General features: G+C 67.1%; 13 protein-coding genes. 10 read left to right on the top strand and 3 right to left on the bottom strand.

Annotated features, from left to right (window positions below):
• Positions 1-11: 11 nt before the first annotated feature.
• Positions 12-2117, bottom strand: coding sequence for a TonB-dependent siderophore receptor (locus WS89_RS26105; RefSeq protein ID WP_059794524.1), 2106 nt, complete (start codon positions 2115-2117; stop codon positions 12-14).
• Between the two features lie 394 nt (positions 2118-2511).
• Between WS89_RS26105 and WS89_RS26100 the strand changes: the two genes are divergently transcribed.
• From WS89_RS26100 to WS89_RS26060, 9 genes are all read left to right on the top strand, one after another.
• Complete coding sequence (locus tag WS89_RS26100; RefSeq protein WP_059794521.1) at positions 2512-4092, top strand: acetolactate synthase large subunit; 1581 nt, start codon at positions 2512-2514, stop codon at positions 4090-4092.
• A gap of 49 nt (positions 4093-4141) precedes the next feature.
• Positions 4142-4954 carry an SDR family NAD(P)-dependent oxidoreductase gene (locus tag WS89_RS26095; RefSeq protein ID WP_059794519.1) on the top strand — a complete coding sequence of 271 codons (813 nt, stop codon included), beginning with the start codon at positions 4142-4144 and terminating at the stop codon, positions 4952-4954.
• Between the two features lie 15 nt (positions 4955-4969).
• The gene (locus WS89_RS26090; protein ID WP_059794516.1) at positions 4970-6007 is read left to right on the top strand and encodes a WD40/YVTN/BNR-like repeat-containing protein; all 1038 of its coding nucleotides are present in this window, start codon (positions 4970-4972) and stop codon (positions 6005-6007) included.
• A gap of 12 nt (positions 6008-6019) precedes the next feature.
• Positions 6020-6535 carry a VOC family protein gene (locus tag WS89_RS26085; protein ID WP_059794513.1) on the top strand — a complete coding sequence of 172 codons (516 nt, stop codon included), beginning with the start codon at positions 6020-6022 and terminating at the stop codon, positions 6533-6535.
• A gap of 49 nt (positions 6536-6584) precedes the next feature.
• On the top strand, positions 6585-7190 hold the full coding sequence (locus WS89_RS26080) for an amino acid synthesis family protein (protein ID WP_059794508.1): 606 nt from the start codon (positions 6585-6587) through the stop codon (positions 7188-7190).
• Between the two features lie 27 nt (positions 7191-7217).
• Positions 7218-8105 carry an alpha/beta fold hydrolase gene (locus WS89_RS26075; protein ID WP_179949889.1) on the top strand — a complete coding sequence of 296 codons (888 nt, stop codon included), beginning with the start codon at positions 7218-7220 and terminating at the stop codon, positions 8103-8105.
• Positions 8102-9730, top strand: a complete 1629-nt coding sequence (locus tag WS89_RS26070) for a bifunctional 3-(3-hydroxy-phenyl)propionate/3-hydroxycinnamic acid hydroxylase (protein ID WP_059794504.1) — start codon at positions 8102-8104, stop codon at positions 9728-9730. The genes WS89_RS26075 and WS89_RS26070 overlap by 4 nt, the downstream gene beginning before the upstream one ends.
• Positions 9720-10052, top strand: coding sequence for an NIPSNAP family protein (locus tag WS89_RS26065; protein WP_059794501.1), 333 nt, complete (start codon positions 9720-9722; stop codon positions 10050-10052). The genes WS89_RS26070 and WS89_RS26065 overlap by 11 nt, the downstream gene beginning before the upstream one ends.
• 83 nt (positions 10053-10135) lie before the next feature.
• A complete protein-coding gene (locus tag WS89_RS26060) occupies positions 10136-11587 on the top strand; it encodes an NAD-dependent succinate-semialdehyde dehydrogenase (RefSeq protein WP_059794498.1) in 1452 nt (483 codons plus the stop codon).
• Between the two features lie 54 nt (positions 11588-11641).
• Here WS89_RS26060 and WS89_RS26055 read toward each other — a convergent pair whose 3' ends face one another.
• The gene (locus tag WS89_RS26055) at positions 11642-12370 is read right to left on the bottom strand and encodes an IclR family transcriptional regulator (RefSeq protein WP_059794495.1); all 729 of its coding nucleotides are present in this window, start codon (positions 12368-12370) and stop codon (positions 11642-11644) included.
• A gap of 279 nt (positions 12371-12649) precedes the next feature.
• Here WS89_RS26055 and WS89_RS26050 point away from each other — a divergent pair, with 279 nt between their 5' ends.
• Positions 12650-13705 (top strand): porin, encoded by a 1056-nt coding sequence (locus WS89_RS26050; RefSeq protein WP_059794492.1) that lies wholly within the window; start codon positions 12650-12652, stop codon positions 13703-13705.
• A 60-nt stretch (positions 13706-13765) separates the two neighbouring features.
• Here WS89_RS26050 and WS89_RS26045 read toward each other — a convergent pair whose 3' ends face one another.
• Complete coding sequence (locus WS89_RS26045) at positions 13766-14914, bottom strand: porin (RefSeq protein WP_059794489.1); 1149 nt, start codon at positions 14912-14914, stop codon at positions 13766-13768.
• Positions 14915-15108: the final 194 nt, after the last annotated feature.

The following is a 15108-nucleotide window of genomic DNA, read 5'->3' as shown; positions in this document are numbered from 1 at the left end:
CCCCGGTCGACTCAGAACGAGTACGCGAGCGACGCGAACAGGCTGCGCGGCGCGCCCGGCGTGACCCACAGGCTGTTGTACGAGCTGACGTAGGTCGTGCGATTGAACAGGTTGTTCAGCACGACCGACGCACGCAGGTGCTTGTTGACCTGAAGATAGCCGTTGAGTTGCACGGTCGCATAGGCCGGCAACTCGAAGCCGTCCTGCGTGTTGGCGGTGTTGCCCGCGCGGCGCCCGACGTAGATCACGCCGGCACCGGCGCCGGCCTTGTCCGCGAACGGCAGGGTCGTCTCGTACATGAGCAGCGCGCTGCCGCTCAACCGCGGTACGTCGACGAGGCGCGAGCCGGGCGCCAGCACGGTATCGTGCGTGACCTCGGCGTCGACGTACGCGAAGTTGGCGATGCCGCGCAAGCCGTGACCGAGATCGCCGCTCCATTCGAATTCGACGCCGCGGCTGCGCACTTCGCCGGCCGCGCGCGAGAAGCCGGCATTGGCCGGATCGGCGGTGAGCACGTTGCGCTTGGTGACGTAGAACGCCGAGACGGTCGTGAGCCAGCGTGTGCCCGCCCATTTCGCGCCGGCTTCGTAGCCGCGGCCCTTTTCGGGATCGAACGCACGGCCGCCGACGTCGGCGCCGTTGTTCGGCCGGAACGAATACGCGGTGTTCGCATACAGCGACAATGCCGGGCTCATTTCGTACACGACGCCGAGACGCGGGCTCACCGCGGTCTGCAACTGGCTCGTCGTCACGCCTTTCAGGCGGTTGTCGATCGACTGGTGGAAGCGATCCCAGCGCAGCCCGGCCAGGATCTTCCAGTGCGGCCCGAACGCGAGCGTGTCCTGCGCGTAGACGCCTTGACCGTCGTCGCGTTCGAGCAGGTTGGTCGCGGTGCGCGGCGTCGGCGCGGGCTGGCCGTAGACCGGATCGAAGATGTCGATCGCATACGGCGCGGCGGCGGTCGGTGTGGAGCGGGTGACGAACTGGTCGTAGTTGAAGCGGTACGCATCGACGCCCATCACGAGCGTATGGCCGATGCCGCCCGTGCGGAACGAGCCGGCCGTCTCGAGGCGGCCTTGCAGGTCGTTCGAGTGAAACGCGACTTGCCGGTAGCGGCGCCACAGCGTGCGGCCGTCCTTCTGCAATGCGAAGGCTTCGGACGAGCGCCCCGACAGGTCGGTGTTGCGTTGCGCGACGCCGGCATTGATCGACCAGCTGGAATCGATGCGATGCTCGAGCGTGAACTGGTGGCCCGTGTTGCGCACGTCGTAGTCGCCGTCGCGCGGCTCGCCGAGGAAGCGCGACGCGGGGATCGCGCCAAGCTGCCCGTTGACCGCGAGCACGCCGCGATCGAGCGGCGCGCGCTGACGCGCACTCTCGAACTCGTAGTGGAGCGTCGTGTCGGCGCCGATGTCCCAGGTGAACGACGGCGAGAACAGGTAGCGCTTGCTCGACACCGTGTCGCGAAAGCTGCCGTTGTTCTCGTTCATCGCGACGAAGCGGTACGCCAGCGATTTCGTGACGGGGCCGGTCGAATCGAGCGTCTGGCGCAATGCGCCGTAGCTGCCGGCCGACACGCCGATGGTGTTCGCGCGTGCGAATTGCGGCTGCTTCGTCGTGTAGCTGATGATCCCGCCCGGATCGCCGCGGCCATACAGCGCGGACGCCGGCCCCTTGAGCACTTCCATGCGCTCGAGGTTGACGGTGTCGCGCGGCACGCTCATCCCGCGATTCCACGAGAAGCCGTTGACCAGATAGTCGGTGCCGGACGTGTTGCCGTCGCCGGCGAAGCCGCGCACCGCGTAGTTGTCCCACAGGCCGCCGAAGTTGTTCTGGCGCGAGACGCCCGCGACCCAGTCGTAAAGATCGTCGCCGCGCGTGGCGGCCACCGTCTGGATCAGCTTCGTATCGACGCTGCTGACCGCGAACGGAATCTCCATCACGTCCGCCTCGCTATGCGTCGCGCTCGTCGATTCGCGCGTGCGAAACGGCGCCGTCGCGCGTTGCGCGGACACCTCGATGGTCGGCAGCGCCGCTTCCTGTGCGTCGGCGGCGCCCATGCCGGCCGTGCCGACGACGATGGCCATCGGTGCGGCCGCCCAGTTCCTCCTGCTCATACTCCTCCCTTTTTGGTGTGTTTCGCGTTCGGGCACGGCGGGCGGCCTCGCGCCGACATCGGTGTTCCAAACAGTACATTTGCGCGGCAATTTAATGCAAATGAGAGGCATTTGCAATCGTAATTTTGAGATTGGGTGGGGGAAGGGTGGCGGCGTGCTACACGGAAGCGATCGCGGGGATGTGTGAATTTATTGAAATTCCGAAATGCGGGATTATTTCGATATGTGATGGTGGCCGGATAGAGCTTTCACATCAAAAATACGGCGCATTTTCGCCAAATTAAGGGTAAACGTGAACTTCGCCAGGGCGTGAAAGCGAAGTGAGTGTGTTTGACAAATCCCGTAATTCGGGATTAAAGTAAAAACACTTCAGCCAACCCCGTCGAGCAGCCGCATGAACAACCCCCAGTCGGACAGCGATACCGAAGCAAGAAGCGGAGCGAGTGTCGTGCTCGCGACGGCGCGAGACGCCGGCGTCGACGTCTGTTTTGCCAATCCCGGCACGACCGAGATGCCGTTCGTCGGTGCGCTCGACACCGTGGCGGGCATGCGCTCGATCCTCGGGCTGTTCGAGGGCGTGTGCACGGGCGCCGCGGACGGCTACGGCCGCATGGCCGGCAAGCCCGCGATGACGCTGCTGCACCTCGGGCCGGGCCACGCGAACGGCATTGCCAACCTGCACAATGCGCGCCGCGCCCGCACGCCGATCCTGAACATCGTCGGCGATCACACGCGCGAGCATCTGAAGTACGACGCGCCGCTGACGTCCGACATCGAATCGCTCGCCCGTCCGGTGTCGGTGTGGTATCGCAGCGTGGCGCGCGATACCGATCTCGCGACGGATACGGCCGACGCGATTTCGGCCGCGATGGGCGCGCAGCGCGGCGTCGCGACCCTCGTGCTGCCCGTCGATCTCCAGTCGGCCGTGGTGCGTGGCGCGGCGGCGCCCGCCGTCGTTCGCCCGGCCACGGTGTCGTTCGATGCCGCTCGAGTCGAACGCGTGGCCGATCTGCTGCTCGGCGACCAGCGCACCGTCCTGCTGATGGGCGCCCGCGCACTGTCGGCACGCGGGCAGCGTGCGGCGGCGCGCATCGCGGCGGCCACCGGCGCGACCTGCTTCAGCGAGACTTTTCCGGCGCGGGCGGAGCGCGGCGGGGGCCTGCCGGACATCGACCGCCTGCCTTATTTCCCCGAGCCGGCGCGGGCCGCGCTCGCCGGCCGGCGCGTGGTGCTGGCCGGCGCGCTCGCGCCCGTCACCTACTTCGGCTACGAAGGCATTCCGGGCGAACTCGCGCGGCCCGAGGACATCGTGATGCTGGCGGCGCCGGGCGATGCGGCGGACGACGCGCTGGTGGCGCTGGCCGATCGTATCGGCACGGCAACGAACGACGAGGGTGTCCGCGTCGAGCGCTGGCGCGTGGAGGACGGGCCGCTCACGCCGCAGGCCGTCGGCCGCGTGCTCGCGAATGCGTTGCCCGACGACGCGATCGTATCGATCGAAGGCGGTACGTGCGGCTATCCGTTCGTGACCGCGTCGGCGCGCGCCCGTCGCCACACGATCCTGACGAACACGGGCGGTGCGATCGGCCAGGGCCTGCCGGTGGCGCTCGGCGCCGCCGTCGCCTGCCCCGGCCGCCGCGTGTTCGCGCTGCAGTCGGACGGCAGCGCGCAGTACACGATCCAGTCGCTGTGGACGATGGCGCGCGAGCGTTTGCCGATCGTGATGCTGATCGCATCGAACCGACGCTACGGCATCCTGCAGACGGAGCTCGCGCGCAGCGGCTTGCCGGCCGACACGCCGCACGCCAGCCGCCTGACGCAACTGGACGACCCGCCGATCGACTGGCTCGCGCTGGCGCGCGGCTATGGCGTGCCGGCCGGGCGCGCGAGCACGGCGCAAGCGCTGGTGCAGGCGCTCGACGACGCACTCGCGCATGCCGACGGGCCGACGCTCATCGAAATGCAGTTGTCCTGATCGCACAACCCGGTCCTTTCTCCAATCCCGACTCTCACCTTTCATCGTTATGGATCTGCAACTCCACGGAAAAGCCGCATTCATCACCGGCGGCAGCATGGGCATCGGCAAGGCGGTCGCGCTCGAACTGGCGCGCGAAGGCGTCAACGTCGCAATCGCCGCGCGGCGCATGGAACACCTCGAAGCGGCGGCCGTCGAGATTCGCGCGGCGCTCGCGCCGCTGGGCAACGCGGCCGGCGCAATCCTGCCCGTCACGGTGGACACGACCGACATGGTGTCGATCGAAGCGGCGATGGCCGCGAGCGTCGAGCGCTTCGGCCGGCTCGACATCCTGCTGAACGGCGCCGCGCATCCGGGCGGCCTCGTGCGGGCCGAGCTCGAACACGCCGATCCGCAGGGGCTGCTGCAGGACATCGATATCAAGGTGGTCGGCTATCTGCGCTGCGCGAAAGCGGCCGCGCCCTACATGCGGCGCAACGGCTTCGGCCGAATCGTCAACGTCGGCGGCCTGACGGGGCGCGGCAGCAAGCAGCTGTCCGGCATGCGCAACGTGGCGATCGTGCACCTGACCAAGACGCTGTCCGACCAGCTCGGCCCGTTCGGTATCACGGTCAACACGATTCACCCGGGCGTCGTCGAGACGCCGCACATTCACGAACTCTACGAGAAGGAAGCGCGCAAGCAAGGGCTCACGGCCGCGGAGGTCGAGGCCAACTACGTGAAGGCCACGCCGATCCGCCGCGTGCTGCAGCCGGCGGAAATGGGGTGGATCGTCGCGTTTCTCGCGTCGCCGAAGTCCGGCTCGATCACCGGCGAGTCGATCGGCTGCGACGGCGGGCTCACGCGCGGCATTTTTCTCTGACACAAGGAGCATTTCATGACCGCAACCGTACTGGTCGCCACCGCAGGGCAAGGCATCCTGCGCTCGAACGACGACGGCAAGACCTGGCACCGCCTCGGGCTCGCCGAACCGATCGAGTTCGACGGCATCGTGCGCGCGCTCGCGGTGGATCCCGCGACGCCGTCGCGCGTCTATGCCGGCGCCGATTCGGGGCTGTGCATCAGCGAGGATGGCGGCGCGCACTGGTTTCGGCCCGAAAACCTGCTGAACGGGCAGACGGTCTGGTCCATCGCGATCGACCCCGCGAATCCGGCGGTGCTCTATGCGGGCACCGGCGCGCCGTCGCGCGCCGCGCTTTACAAGTCGAGCGACGCGGGCGTGACCTGGGAGAGAACGGCGCCCGAGCTTCCGGAGTTCTGCTCGGGCGTCAATCGTCCGCGGTTGCTGACGATCTGCGTGGATCCGGACGACAGCCGCAACGTCTGGTACGGCGTGGAAGAGGGCGGCGCATGGCGCAGCCGGGATGCCGGTGCGAGCTGGACGCGGGTGGACGGCCCGGGTACGGCGATTCGCAACAGCGATATTCATGCGATCGTGATCCTGCCCGCCACGCAGGGCCGGCCGAAGACCACCGTGCTGCTGACGGTCAATGCGGTGTACGTGAGCGAAGACGACGGCCGTTCGTGGGACGGCAAGCTGTCGCGCGACCGCTTCGACGGGCTGTACTACACGCGCACCGTCGTGCAACTGCCGCAGCCGGAAGGCGACCTGCTGATGGCGATCGGCGACGGTACGCCCGGCACCCGCAGCCGCATCTACCGCTCGACCGATCGCGGCTACGCGTGGCGCGAGACGGATCTGCACACGGCGCCGAACTCCACGTTCTGGGCGTTCGGGGTGCATGCGGCCCAGCCGGCGCTCGTCTATGCGGGCACCAAGTACGGACACCTGTTCCGTTCGCGCGACGGCGGCCGGAACTGGACCAAGGAATGGCGCGATTTCAGCGAGATCACGGCGGTTGCGTGGACCCCGTTCGAGGCGCCGCTTGCCGCCCACGCGCAATCGACCCACTGAGCGGAGCGAACGATGACACCGTCCGATATCCGGCAACACGCCGAGCGTGCGAACGCGAGCGGCCTGCCGCTGCCGACGCCGCGCGTGCAGCGCACGCACCTGTCGCTGTTCGTACGGGACCCTGTCCGTTCGAGCACCTGGTACGCCGAGGTGCTCGGCATGACGGAAACCGCGCGCGGCGAGCAGTGGGTGTTCATGTCCTTCGGCCAGAAGCACCACGACATCGCGCTGATTCGGGCGGCGTCCGATGCGGAACTCGGCACGATCGGCCTGCAGCACTACGGCCTCGAAATCGCCGGCGGCCTGACCGAACTGCGTCGCTTGTACGGCATGCTGATTCGCCGCGACGTGCCGATCGTCAAGATCACCGATCACAAGGTCGGGATCGGCGTGTATTTCACGGACCCGGACGGCAACCGGCTCGAATTCTTCTGCGAAACCGTCACGGACGACGAGGAGGGCAAGCGCGTGCTGCATCGGTACAACGCGCCGAGCGATCCCGTCCAGCTGGAACCGCTGTTCGACTGACGCGCTGCGTTTCAACACGCATCATCGACGTTTTTATAAAGGAATACTAATGAGCAAGACAGCCAATTTCGAAGGCTTTCATATCCGCAAGTGGTACACGCAGATCGAAGATGCGCTCGCAAACGAATCCGGCCAGCTTGCGGATGGGGAGCCGCTGCGCAAGATCGTGATCGCCGCGGCCGTTCACAACCCGTATGCGGGGCGATTCAGCGAAAACCTCGACGACCTCGTGCGCCCGTCGCCCGCACTCGGCAAGGAGTTCGCGCGGCGCATCGAGTCGCTTGCGGCCGGGCGGGCGATCGAGAGCTACGGCAAGGCCTGCCTGGTCGGTTCGGCCGGCGAATACGAACACGGCAACGCGTTCCTCACGTCGATCTTCGCGGAGCCGATCCGGGCCGCGCTGGGCGGCGGCAAATCGTGGGTGCCGTCGAGCGGCAAGCGAGGCCCGATCAATACGGTGATCGACGTGCCGCTCGCGCACAAGGATGCGCTCTACGTGCGCTCGCACTACGACACGGTGACGTGCCTGTTTCCCGATGCGCCCAACGACGACGAAGTGCTGGTGATCTTCGCGTTCGCGACGCGCGGCCGGTTGCACGCACGTCTCGGCGGCCTGAAGGCGAGCGAGATCGTCGGTCGCGACGGTCTCGTCTGATCGCGCATGCCGGTCGAGGAGCAGATGATGAATACGGCATCCGCCAAGGATGGATGGGTCGGCAACGATGGGCTGAGGCTGCACTACGTGAGCTGGGGGCGCGACGATGCGCCGGCCGTGGTGATGCTGCACGGCTTGCGCAGTTACGCGCATACCTGGGCGCCCGTCGCCGCCGCGCTGGTCGACCGCTACCGGGTCGTCGCGCTCGATCAGCGCGGACGCGGGCTGAGCGACTGGGATCCGCGGCGGGACTACTATGCGCCGGCCTACGTGCGCGATCTCGACGCGCTGGTGCGCGCGCTCGACCTGCGGCGATTCGTGCTGGTCGGGCACTCGATGGGCGGCGCCAATGCGCTCGTCTACGCCGCGGCGCAACCGGAACGGCTCGCGGGTCTCGTGATCGAGGACATGGGCCCCGGCGCGTCGGCCGGCTCGCCGGGTTCCGAGCGCATCAGGCGCGAGCTGCAGGACACGCCGGACGCGTTCGCATCGTGGGACGACGCGCGCGCGTTCTGGCGACGCCAGCGGCCGAACATCGCGGAATCCGCGCTCGATTCGCGCGTTGCGCACTCGCTGAAAGAGAGCGCGCCGGGGCGGATCGTATGGCGGCACGACGCGCAAGGGATTGCCGCGGCACGGCTGGCCGCGACGCCTGAGCAGCTCGTCCATCTGTGGCCGTCGATCCTCAATCTGCACGTGCCCACCTTGTTGTTGCGCGGGGGCGACTCGGACTTCCTGTCCGCGGACGTGGCGGCCGAAATGGCGGCCGCCAATGCGGAAATCGAGCGGATCGACATTCCGGGGGCGACGCATTACGTGCATGACGATCAGCCGGCCGCGTTCAATCGCGCATTGCGCACCTGGCTCGATCGCCTCGAGGATCCTGCATGGCGCGCGGGAGGCGCGGACGAATGAAAGCGAACAACCGGAACCGGACCTCGGTCGCGATCGTCGGCGCGGGGCCGAACGGCGTGGCGATGGCGAACCTGCTCGGCCTGTACGGCGTCGATACGATCGTCGTCGAGCGGGCGCCGCAGATCGTCGAATTTCCGCGTGCGGTCGGCATCGACGACGAGGCGCTGCGGCTGTTTCAGACGGCCGGTCTGGCCGACGAACTGAGCCGCGACATCATCCAGAACGTGCCGCTGCGAATGTTCAACGCGAACGGCGAATGCTTCGCCGACATCCGTCCGTCGATACGCGAGTTCGGCTGGTGGCGCCGCAACATCTTCATGCAGCACCTGGCCGAACGCACGCTGCGCGATGCATTGGCCCGCTATTCCCATGTGTCGCTGCGTACGGGCGAAGAGGTCGTCGGTTTGGCGCAGGACGAAGAATGCGTGACGCTTCAGGTGCGCGCGGCCGACGGGCGGCAATACGAACTCGACGCCGACTACGTGGTCGCGGCCGACGGCGGGCGCAGTCCCGTCCGCGAGATGCTCGGCATCGAGCTGGCCGGGACGACGCATCCGATGAAGTGGGTGGTGGTCGACGTCAGGAACGCGCAACTCGACCAGCCGTGTACCGCGCTGAACTGCGATCCGCGACGCCCGAACGTCTGCATCTATCTGCCGTTCAACTATCGGCGCTGGGAATTTCTCGTGTTTCCGCACGAGGACGAAGAGGCGATCGCGCAACCGGAGTCGATCCGCGCGCTGATCGAACCGTACGTCGACGACGTCGAGCAGCTCGAGATCGTGCGGGCGCGTACCTATACGCATCACTCCCGCGTGGCCGAACGTTTCGTCGCCGGACGGGTGGCGCTCGTCGGCGACGCCGCGCATCTGAGCCCGCCGTGGATCGGCCAGGGGCTGAACGCGGGGCTGCGTGACGTCGGCAATCTGGCCTGGAAGCTTGCGGGGGTCGTGAACGGCACGTTGCACCGGAGCGTGATCGCGACGTACGAGTCGGAGCGCCGCGATCACGCGAAGGCGATGATCGATCTCGCGGACACGTTCGGCGCCATGCTGATGCCGACCAGCCGTCCGATCGCGTTCCTGCGCGACCGATTCCTCGCGTTCGCACGGTATGCGCCGGGCCTGAAGGATTACGTGCTGCAGATGCGTTTCAAGCCGATGCCCAGCTATACGCGCGGGATCGTGGTCGCGGGTACGTCGGACGCAGTCGGGCGGATGATCGCCCAACCCGACGTCGAAACGGCCGACGGCGCGCGCCGCAAGCTCGACGACGTGCTCGGCCCGTGGTTTTCGATCATCGGCTGGCGATGCGATCCACAGGCGTGCCTGAGCGACGACGATCGCGCGTTCTGGACCGCGCTGGGCGCGAAATTCGTGCAGATCGTACGGTCTCGCAGCGGAACGTGCCGTGAGCAGCGCATCGCGAGCGCACACGACAGCGTGTGCGTCGAGGACGTCGACAACGCGATGGCCGAATGGTTCGACAAGCATGCGGGGCCGCTCGTCGTCGTCCGTCCGGACCGGTACGTGGCAGCGCAGACGGACGCCGTCGGCATGGCCGGCGTGACCGCCGCGTTCCGGGCGTTTGCAGCGCGACAACGGGAGACCGCGGATGTTTGTTGAGCAACGCACCTACACGCTGGTGCCGGGCGGCGTCGCCGAGTATCTGCGGCTGTATGCGGAATGCGGTCGCGCGCCGCAGGAGCAGGCGCTCGGCACGATGGTCGGTTGTTTCGCGACGGAGATCGGACCGCTGAACCAGCTCGTCTATCTGTGGGCGTTCGAGTCGCTGGACGATCGCGCCCGCCGTCGTGCCGTGCTGATGGCCGATCCCGCGTTCAGGACGTTTCGCGGCAAGGTCCGGCATCTGCTCGTCCGGCAGGACAACCAGATCCTCCGACAGGAAATCGGCGGCCTGCTGCGCGTACCGCCACCGGCCGCGTGATGCGATCGACGCACTGTCCGGCCCATCGTGCAGTCTTTACCGAGGTATCCGTCTTGATTCCGTTTACGCCCCTGACTTCCCGCATGACGCCTGATGTGCAACGCGATTACGCATCGCTCGGGCTGTATATCGACGGCCGGTTTCTTCAGGCCGACGGCCGGCGCACGCAACCCGTTCTCGATCCGGGAACCGATGGCGTGCTCGGCGACCTGCCGCATGCGACACCGGACGATATCGACGCCGCGGTGCGCGCCGCACATCGTGCGTTCGCGACGTGGCGCCGCGAGTCGCCGCTCGCGCGCTCGGACATTCTGCGCCGGGCAGCCGCGCTGGTGCGCGAACGGGCCGAGGCGATCGGCCGTCACATCACGATGGACCAGGGCAAACCGCTGCGCGAGGCGATCGCCGAAGTCGTGTCTTCAGCCGAGCAGCTCGAATGGCATGCGGAGGAGGGGCGCCGCACGTACGGCCGCGTCGTGCCGTCGCGCTCGCCGGACGTCGCGCAGACGGTGCTGCGGGAACCGATCGGCGTGTGCGCGGCATTCTCGCCGTGGAATTTTCCGTTCAGCCAGGCGATGCACAAGATCGCGGCCGCGCTGGCATCGGGCTGCACGCTGGTGCTGAAAGGGCCGGAGGAGTCGCCGAGCGCGATCGTCGCGCTCGCGCGCATCTTTCACGATGCCGGATTGCCCGCGGGCTGCCTGAACATCGTCTGGGGCGTGCCGGGCGACGTGTCCAGGCAACTGATCGAATCGCCGCTCGTGCGCAAGATCTCGTTCACGGGGTCGGTGCCGGTCGGCAAGCAACTGGCGGCGCTCGCCGCGTCGCACATGAAGCGCATGACCATGGAGCTGGGCGGGCATGCGCCGGTGCTGGTCTGTGCGGACGCCGAAATCGAGCGCGCTGCGACGATGCTGGCAGCATACAAGTTTCGCAATGCCGGGCAGGTGTGCGTATCGCCGACGCGTTTTTTCGTGCAGCGCCCGGTGTTCGAACGGTTCGTCGTCGCGTATCTCGAGGCGGTCGGCAAGATTCGCGTCGGCCATGGGTTGGACGAGGCGACCACGATGGGGCCGCTCGCGCATGCGCGCCGCGTATCCGCGATCGATGCCTTCGTTGCCGACGCGAAGGCAAAAGGGGCGGAGATTGCCGCGGGCGGGACGCGCTTGCCGGGGCCGGGGCACTATTTCGCGCCGACGGTCGTGCTGGGCCCCGCGCGCGATACGCGGCTGATGAACGAAGAGCCGTTCGGCCCGATCGTCGGAATCGTGCCGTTCGATGCGCTCGACGATGCGCTCGACGAAGCCAATCGCTTGCCGTTCGGCCTTGCGTCGTACGCGTTCACGACGTCGGCGCGCGATGCGCACCGGATCGGCCGTGCGCTCGAGGCCGGCATGGTCAACATCAATCACTTCGGCATGGGGCCGGCGGAGATCCCGTTCGGCGGCGTCAAGGACAGCGGCTTCGGCAGCGAGGGCGGAACGGAGACGTTCGACGGTTATCTGGTCACCAAGTTCATCACGCAGATGAACTGACCGCGTATGCGTCGGCGATCGGGCGCGGCGTCGCGCGCGATGCCGCGCGAATGCTCAGGTGGCGCCGCCGATCTGGGCGGTGGCGTCGATCAGGAGCTTGCCGAGGACGTGTTCGTCGAACAGTGCGAAGTGTTCGGCGCGGAAGATCAGCGACAGGCTGCTGTTGACCTCGCCGCTGCTGGCGGTGCGAATCGGTGCGGCGATGCCGACGAATCCTTCATCGAGTTCGCCCCGCGAGATCCAGTATCCCGCGTCGACGATCTGCTGGCAGGCGCGCCAGAACTGCGTCCAGTCGGCGGCGAACTCGCCGAGCTCGGCGTTGTGCCGTTCGTGCAGGCGCTTGAGCCGCGCGCGCGACATCGCGGCCACGATCACTTTCGACGAGGCGCCCTGGAACAGCGGCATGATGCGGCCGCGGCCAAAGCCCAACTGCAGGTTCTCGGCGCCGGTTTCGTGCATCACGTTGATGATCTGCTCGTCGAACAGCGTCGAGACGAGCGCATCGCCGCCGGTGACCTGAACCAGTTTCTGGATGACGGGCTTCGCGGCGGTGAGCGTCGGGTCCGACTGCCGCATGTTGTAGTCGAGATGGATGATGCGCGGGCCCAGCGTGTAGCGGCCGTTGCTGCCGACGAGCAGGCCGACGGAAGCCAGTTCCTTCACGTAGCGGTAGCACGTGGTGCGCGAAAAGCCCATGTGTTCGGCGATTTCCTCGGCGGTCATCGACGTCGCGGACGAAGAGAAGACGTCGAGGATGGACAGCATTTTGGTGAGGCTCGACATGACGTGATCCGGGATTCAGACGGCTTGCGGCAATGGAACGGACGGACGAATGCGGTTCGGGCTGCCGGCCTGCGGCACGGGATGCGCCGCCGCGGGCGACAGGCCGTAGTCTAACGTAAGTCGTGCAGGCGGCAACCGGAACGGCGTTGGGGTGGATCGCTTCGGCGCAATTGATATGGATTCCTATTCTAACGGGTGAAATTTTACCGGATCGATGTTGCTGCCGTGTCGGTCGCTTCACGGGCGCATCGGCCGGAACGATTCGATGAGGAGAAGACGATGAAAGCGTGGTTCAGGATGGTGGCATGGTGCGGCTGCGGTGCCGTTGCGCCGGCGTTTGCGCAATCGAGCATGACGCTTTACGGTTCGCTGGACACGGGGCTGACCTATACGAGCGACGTGGCGTCCGCCCCGCGCGGCGGGCGTCAGCTCGCGTTACAGGCCGGCGTGTCGCGCAACGACGTGTGGGGCCTGACGGGCAGGGAGGATCTCGGCGGCGCCAACTTCGCGATCTTTCGGCTGGAGAGCCAGTTCCAGACCTCCGACGGCGCGTTGACCGTGCCGGGCTCCGCGTTCAGTTCGCAAGCGTACGTCGGGCTCGGCGGCGACTGGGGGACCGTGACCCTCGGGCGGCAGTTCGATTTCGTCGGCGATCTCCTGCCGGCCTTCGCGGTCGGCGCGAATACGCCGGCCGGCCTGCTCGCGTGGGGGTTGCCGACGAATGCGTCGGCCGGCGGCGCGTTCGACAACCGCGTGTGGGGTGTCCAGGTGAACAATGCGGTGAAGTACGTGAGTCCGACATTCGGCGGTGTGGCGTTCGGCGGCATGTGGGGGTTCGGCAACGTGCCCGGCACCGTCGCGCGCAGCAGCGTGCAAAGCGCGATGCTGTCGTACACGCAAGGGGCGTTCAGCGCCGCGCTCGCTTATTTCGGTCAGCACGACGTGGCTGCCGGCGGCAATCTGCGCAATTTCTCGGGCGGGGCAGGCTATAACGTCGGGCCGTTCCGTGTCTTCGGCATGGTGTCGGACGTACGGATCAGCGCCGCCGCGTCGCAGCGGGCCACGACTTATGACGCCGGATTGACCTATGCCGTCACGCCGTCGTTGCAGCTGGGCGGCGGTTTCCAGTATCAGCAGCGCGGCGGCGATATCGGCTCGGCCAACCAGATCACGTTGAGCGCCGACTATTCGCTGTCGAAGCGTACCGGCCTTTATGCGGTATTCGCTCGCGGGCATGACAGTGCGTACGGCGCGCAGGTCGAAGCGGCGCTCGGCGGGGCGGCGTCCGGCTCGACGCAGACCGCGGTTCGGCTCGGGGTGCGGCATCAGTTCTGACGGGACGGGAAGACACGGGCTGCCGCGTACGCCGTGCGAGCCCGTGTTTTTCCGCAGCGTTCAGAAGCGGTGCATCATCCCGATGCGCAACGCCAGCTGGTTGCGGCCCGACGACTGCCCGGCCGTGCCGAGCACGTGCGCGTAGTCGAAGTCGGTGCCGGTATTGCCGGTTGCATGCTGGTACGCGCCCTGGATGTACGTCGAGGTCCGCTTGCTGAAATCGTAGTCGAGCATCATCGACACCTGGTGCCAGCTCGGCGACGCATCGCCCGCCGCCGTTGCGACATGCGCGTGCGTGTAGGTATAGGCGGCGCCGAGCCAGACGTCCGGGCGGAAGAAGTACTGGCCGTTGACCTCGACGTTGTCGAATTTCCACGCGTTCTGCGAGCCTGCCGCCGGCTGATTCGCGAAGTAGAGATTCGACTCGGGGTTGGTCACGTCCACGTGCGAATACGCGGCGGACACCGTCAGCTTGTCGCTGAACTTGTACGACGCGCCGGCCTCGATGTTCTGCTGCGAGCGGCCGCTGAAGACCGTATCGTCGCCCGACAACGCACCGCCCGCGGTAGCGCCGCCGTCGTTGGCCTTCAGGTACGCGACAGCAGCGGAAAAAGCGCCCGCCTGGTATTGCACGGCGGCGCTGTAGACGCGGTTCCGGGCAAAGCCGCCAGCCTGGTTCGCGAGCCCGTAGAGCACTTCGCCCTTGAAGCCCGCGTACGCGGGCGACACGTACTTGACGCTGTTCTGGATGCGGTAGTCCCAGTCGGCGTTGTCGTTGTCGTACGGGTGCGCGCCGAAGTCGCCGAGCCAGTTGCCGGTGGCCGTGAAAGGGCTCCACATGTCGAGCGTGGGATCGTACTGGCGGCCGAACGCGAGCGTGCCGAACCGGCCGGAATCGAGCCCGACGTAGGCCTGCCTGCCGAACATTCTCGACGCCACGCCGAGCGCGCCGGTGCTCGCGTTGAAGCCGTTCTCGAGCTGGAACAGCGCTCTCAGGCCGCCGCCGAGGTCCTCAGTGCCTTTCAGTCCCCAGTTGCTGCCGACGGTATCGCCGCTGACCATCTGGTAAGCCTTGCTGCCGCCCGCGTTGCTCGTGAAATTGATGCCTTCGTCGATCAGGCCGTACAGCGTCACGGTGCTTTGCGCATGGGCCGTCAGGCCGAAACCCATGGCGCTCGCGGCCGATACGGCCGCCATCATTTTCTTCATCGTCGATCTTCCAGGTGTGGGCGGCCCACGCGAAACACGCGGTTTCCGACGGTGCGCGGTGGCGCCGGACGCGTGCCGCGTGTCCGTTTATAGTTAGTAAAACGAAATAGGAATCGGGAAGAAAATCGGTCCGCTGCGATCGAGCGGACCGAATGCGTGGCCCCGCCGGGCGCGAGGCTCCGCGTGGCGTCGGC

The sequence above is a fragment of the Burkholderia sp. MSMB1072 genome, assembly GCF_001524725.1.
Lineage (GTDB): Bacteria > Pseudomonadota > Gammaproteobacteria > Burkholderiales > Burkholderiaceae > Burkholderia.
Note: the sequence above shows the minus strand (reverse complement) of the source record. Positions and strands in the feature narration are given on the sequence as shown.

Bases quoted from the DNA above. Each gene is read 5' to 3' on its own strand.
- WS89_RS26105 (WP_059794524.1), bottom strand. From the start codon at position 2,117: ATGAGCAGGAGGAACTGGGCGGCCGCACCGATGGCCATCGTCGTCGGC.
- WS89_RS26100 (WP_059794521.1), top strand. From the start codon at position 2,512: ATGAACAACCCCCAGTCGGACAGCGATACCGAAGCAAGAAGCGGAGCG.
- WS89_RS26095 (WP_059794519.1), top strand. From the start codon at position 4,142: ATGGATCTGCAACTCCACGGAAAAGCCGCATTCATCACCGGCGGCAGC.
- WS89_RS26090 (WP_059794516.1), top strand. From the start codon at position 4,970: ATGACCGCAACCGTACTGGTCGCCACCGCAGGGCAAGGCATCCTGCGC.
- WS89_RS26085 (WP_059794513.1), top strand. From the start codon at position 6,020: ATGACACCGTCCGATATCCGGCAACACGCCGAGCGTGCGAACGCGAGC.
- WS89_RS26080 (WP_059794508.1), top strand. From the start codon at position 6,585: ATGAGCAAGACAGCCAATTTCGAAGGCTTTCATATCCGCAAGTGGTAC.
- WS89_RS26075 (WP_179949889.1), top strand. From the start codon at position 7,218: ATGAATACGGCATCCGCCAAGGATGGATGGGTCGGCAACGATGGGCTG.
- WS89_RS26070 (WP_059794504.1), top strand. From the start codon at position 8,102: ATGAAAGCGAACAACCGGAACCGGACCTCGGTCGCGATCGTCGGCGCG.
- WS89_RS26065 (WP_059794501.1), top strand. From the start codon at position 9,720: ATGTTTGTTGAGCAACGCACCTACACGCTGGTGCCGGGCGGCGTCGCC.
- WS89_RS26060 (WP_059794498.1), top strand. From the start codon at position 10,136: ATGACGCCTGATGTGCAACGCGATTACGCATCGCTCGGGCTGTATATC.
- WS89_RS26055 (WP_059794495.1), bottom strand. From the start codon at position 12,370: ATGTCGAGCCTCACCAAAATGCTGTCCATCCTCGACGTCTTCTCTTCG.
- WS89_RS26050 (WP_059794492.1), top strand. From the start codon at position 12,650: ATGAAAGCGTGGTTCAGGATGGTGGCATGGTGCGGCTGCGGTGCCGTT.
- WS89_RS26045 (WP_059794489.1), bottom strand. From the start codon at position 14,914: ATGAAGAAAATGATGGCGGCCGTATCGGCCGCGAGCGCCATGGGTTTC.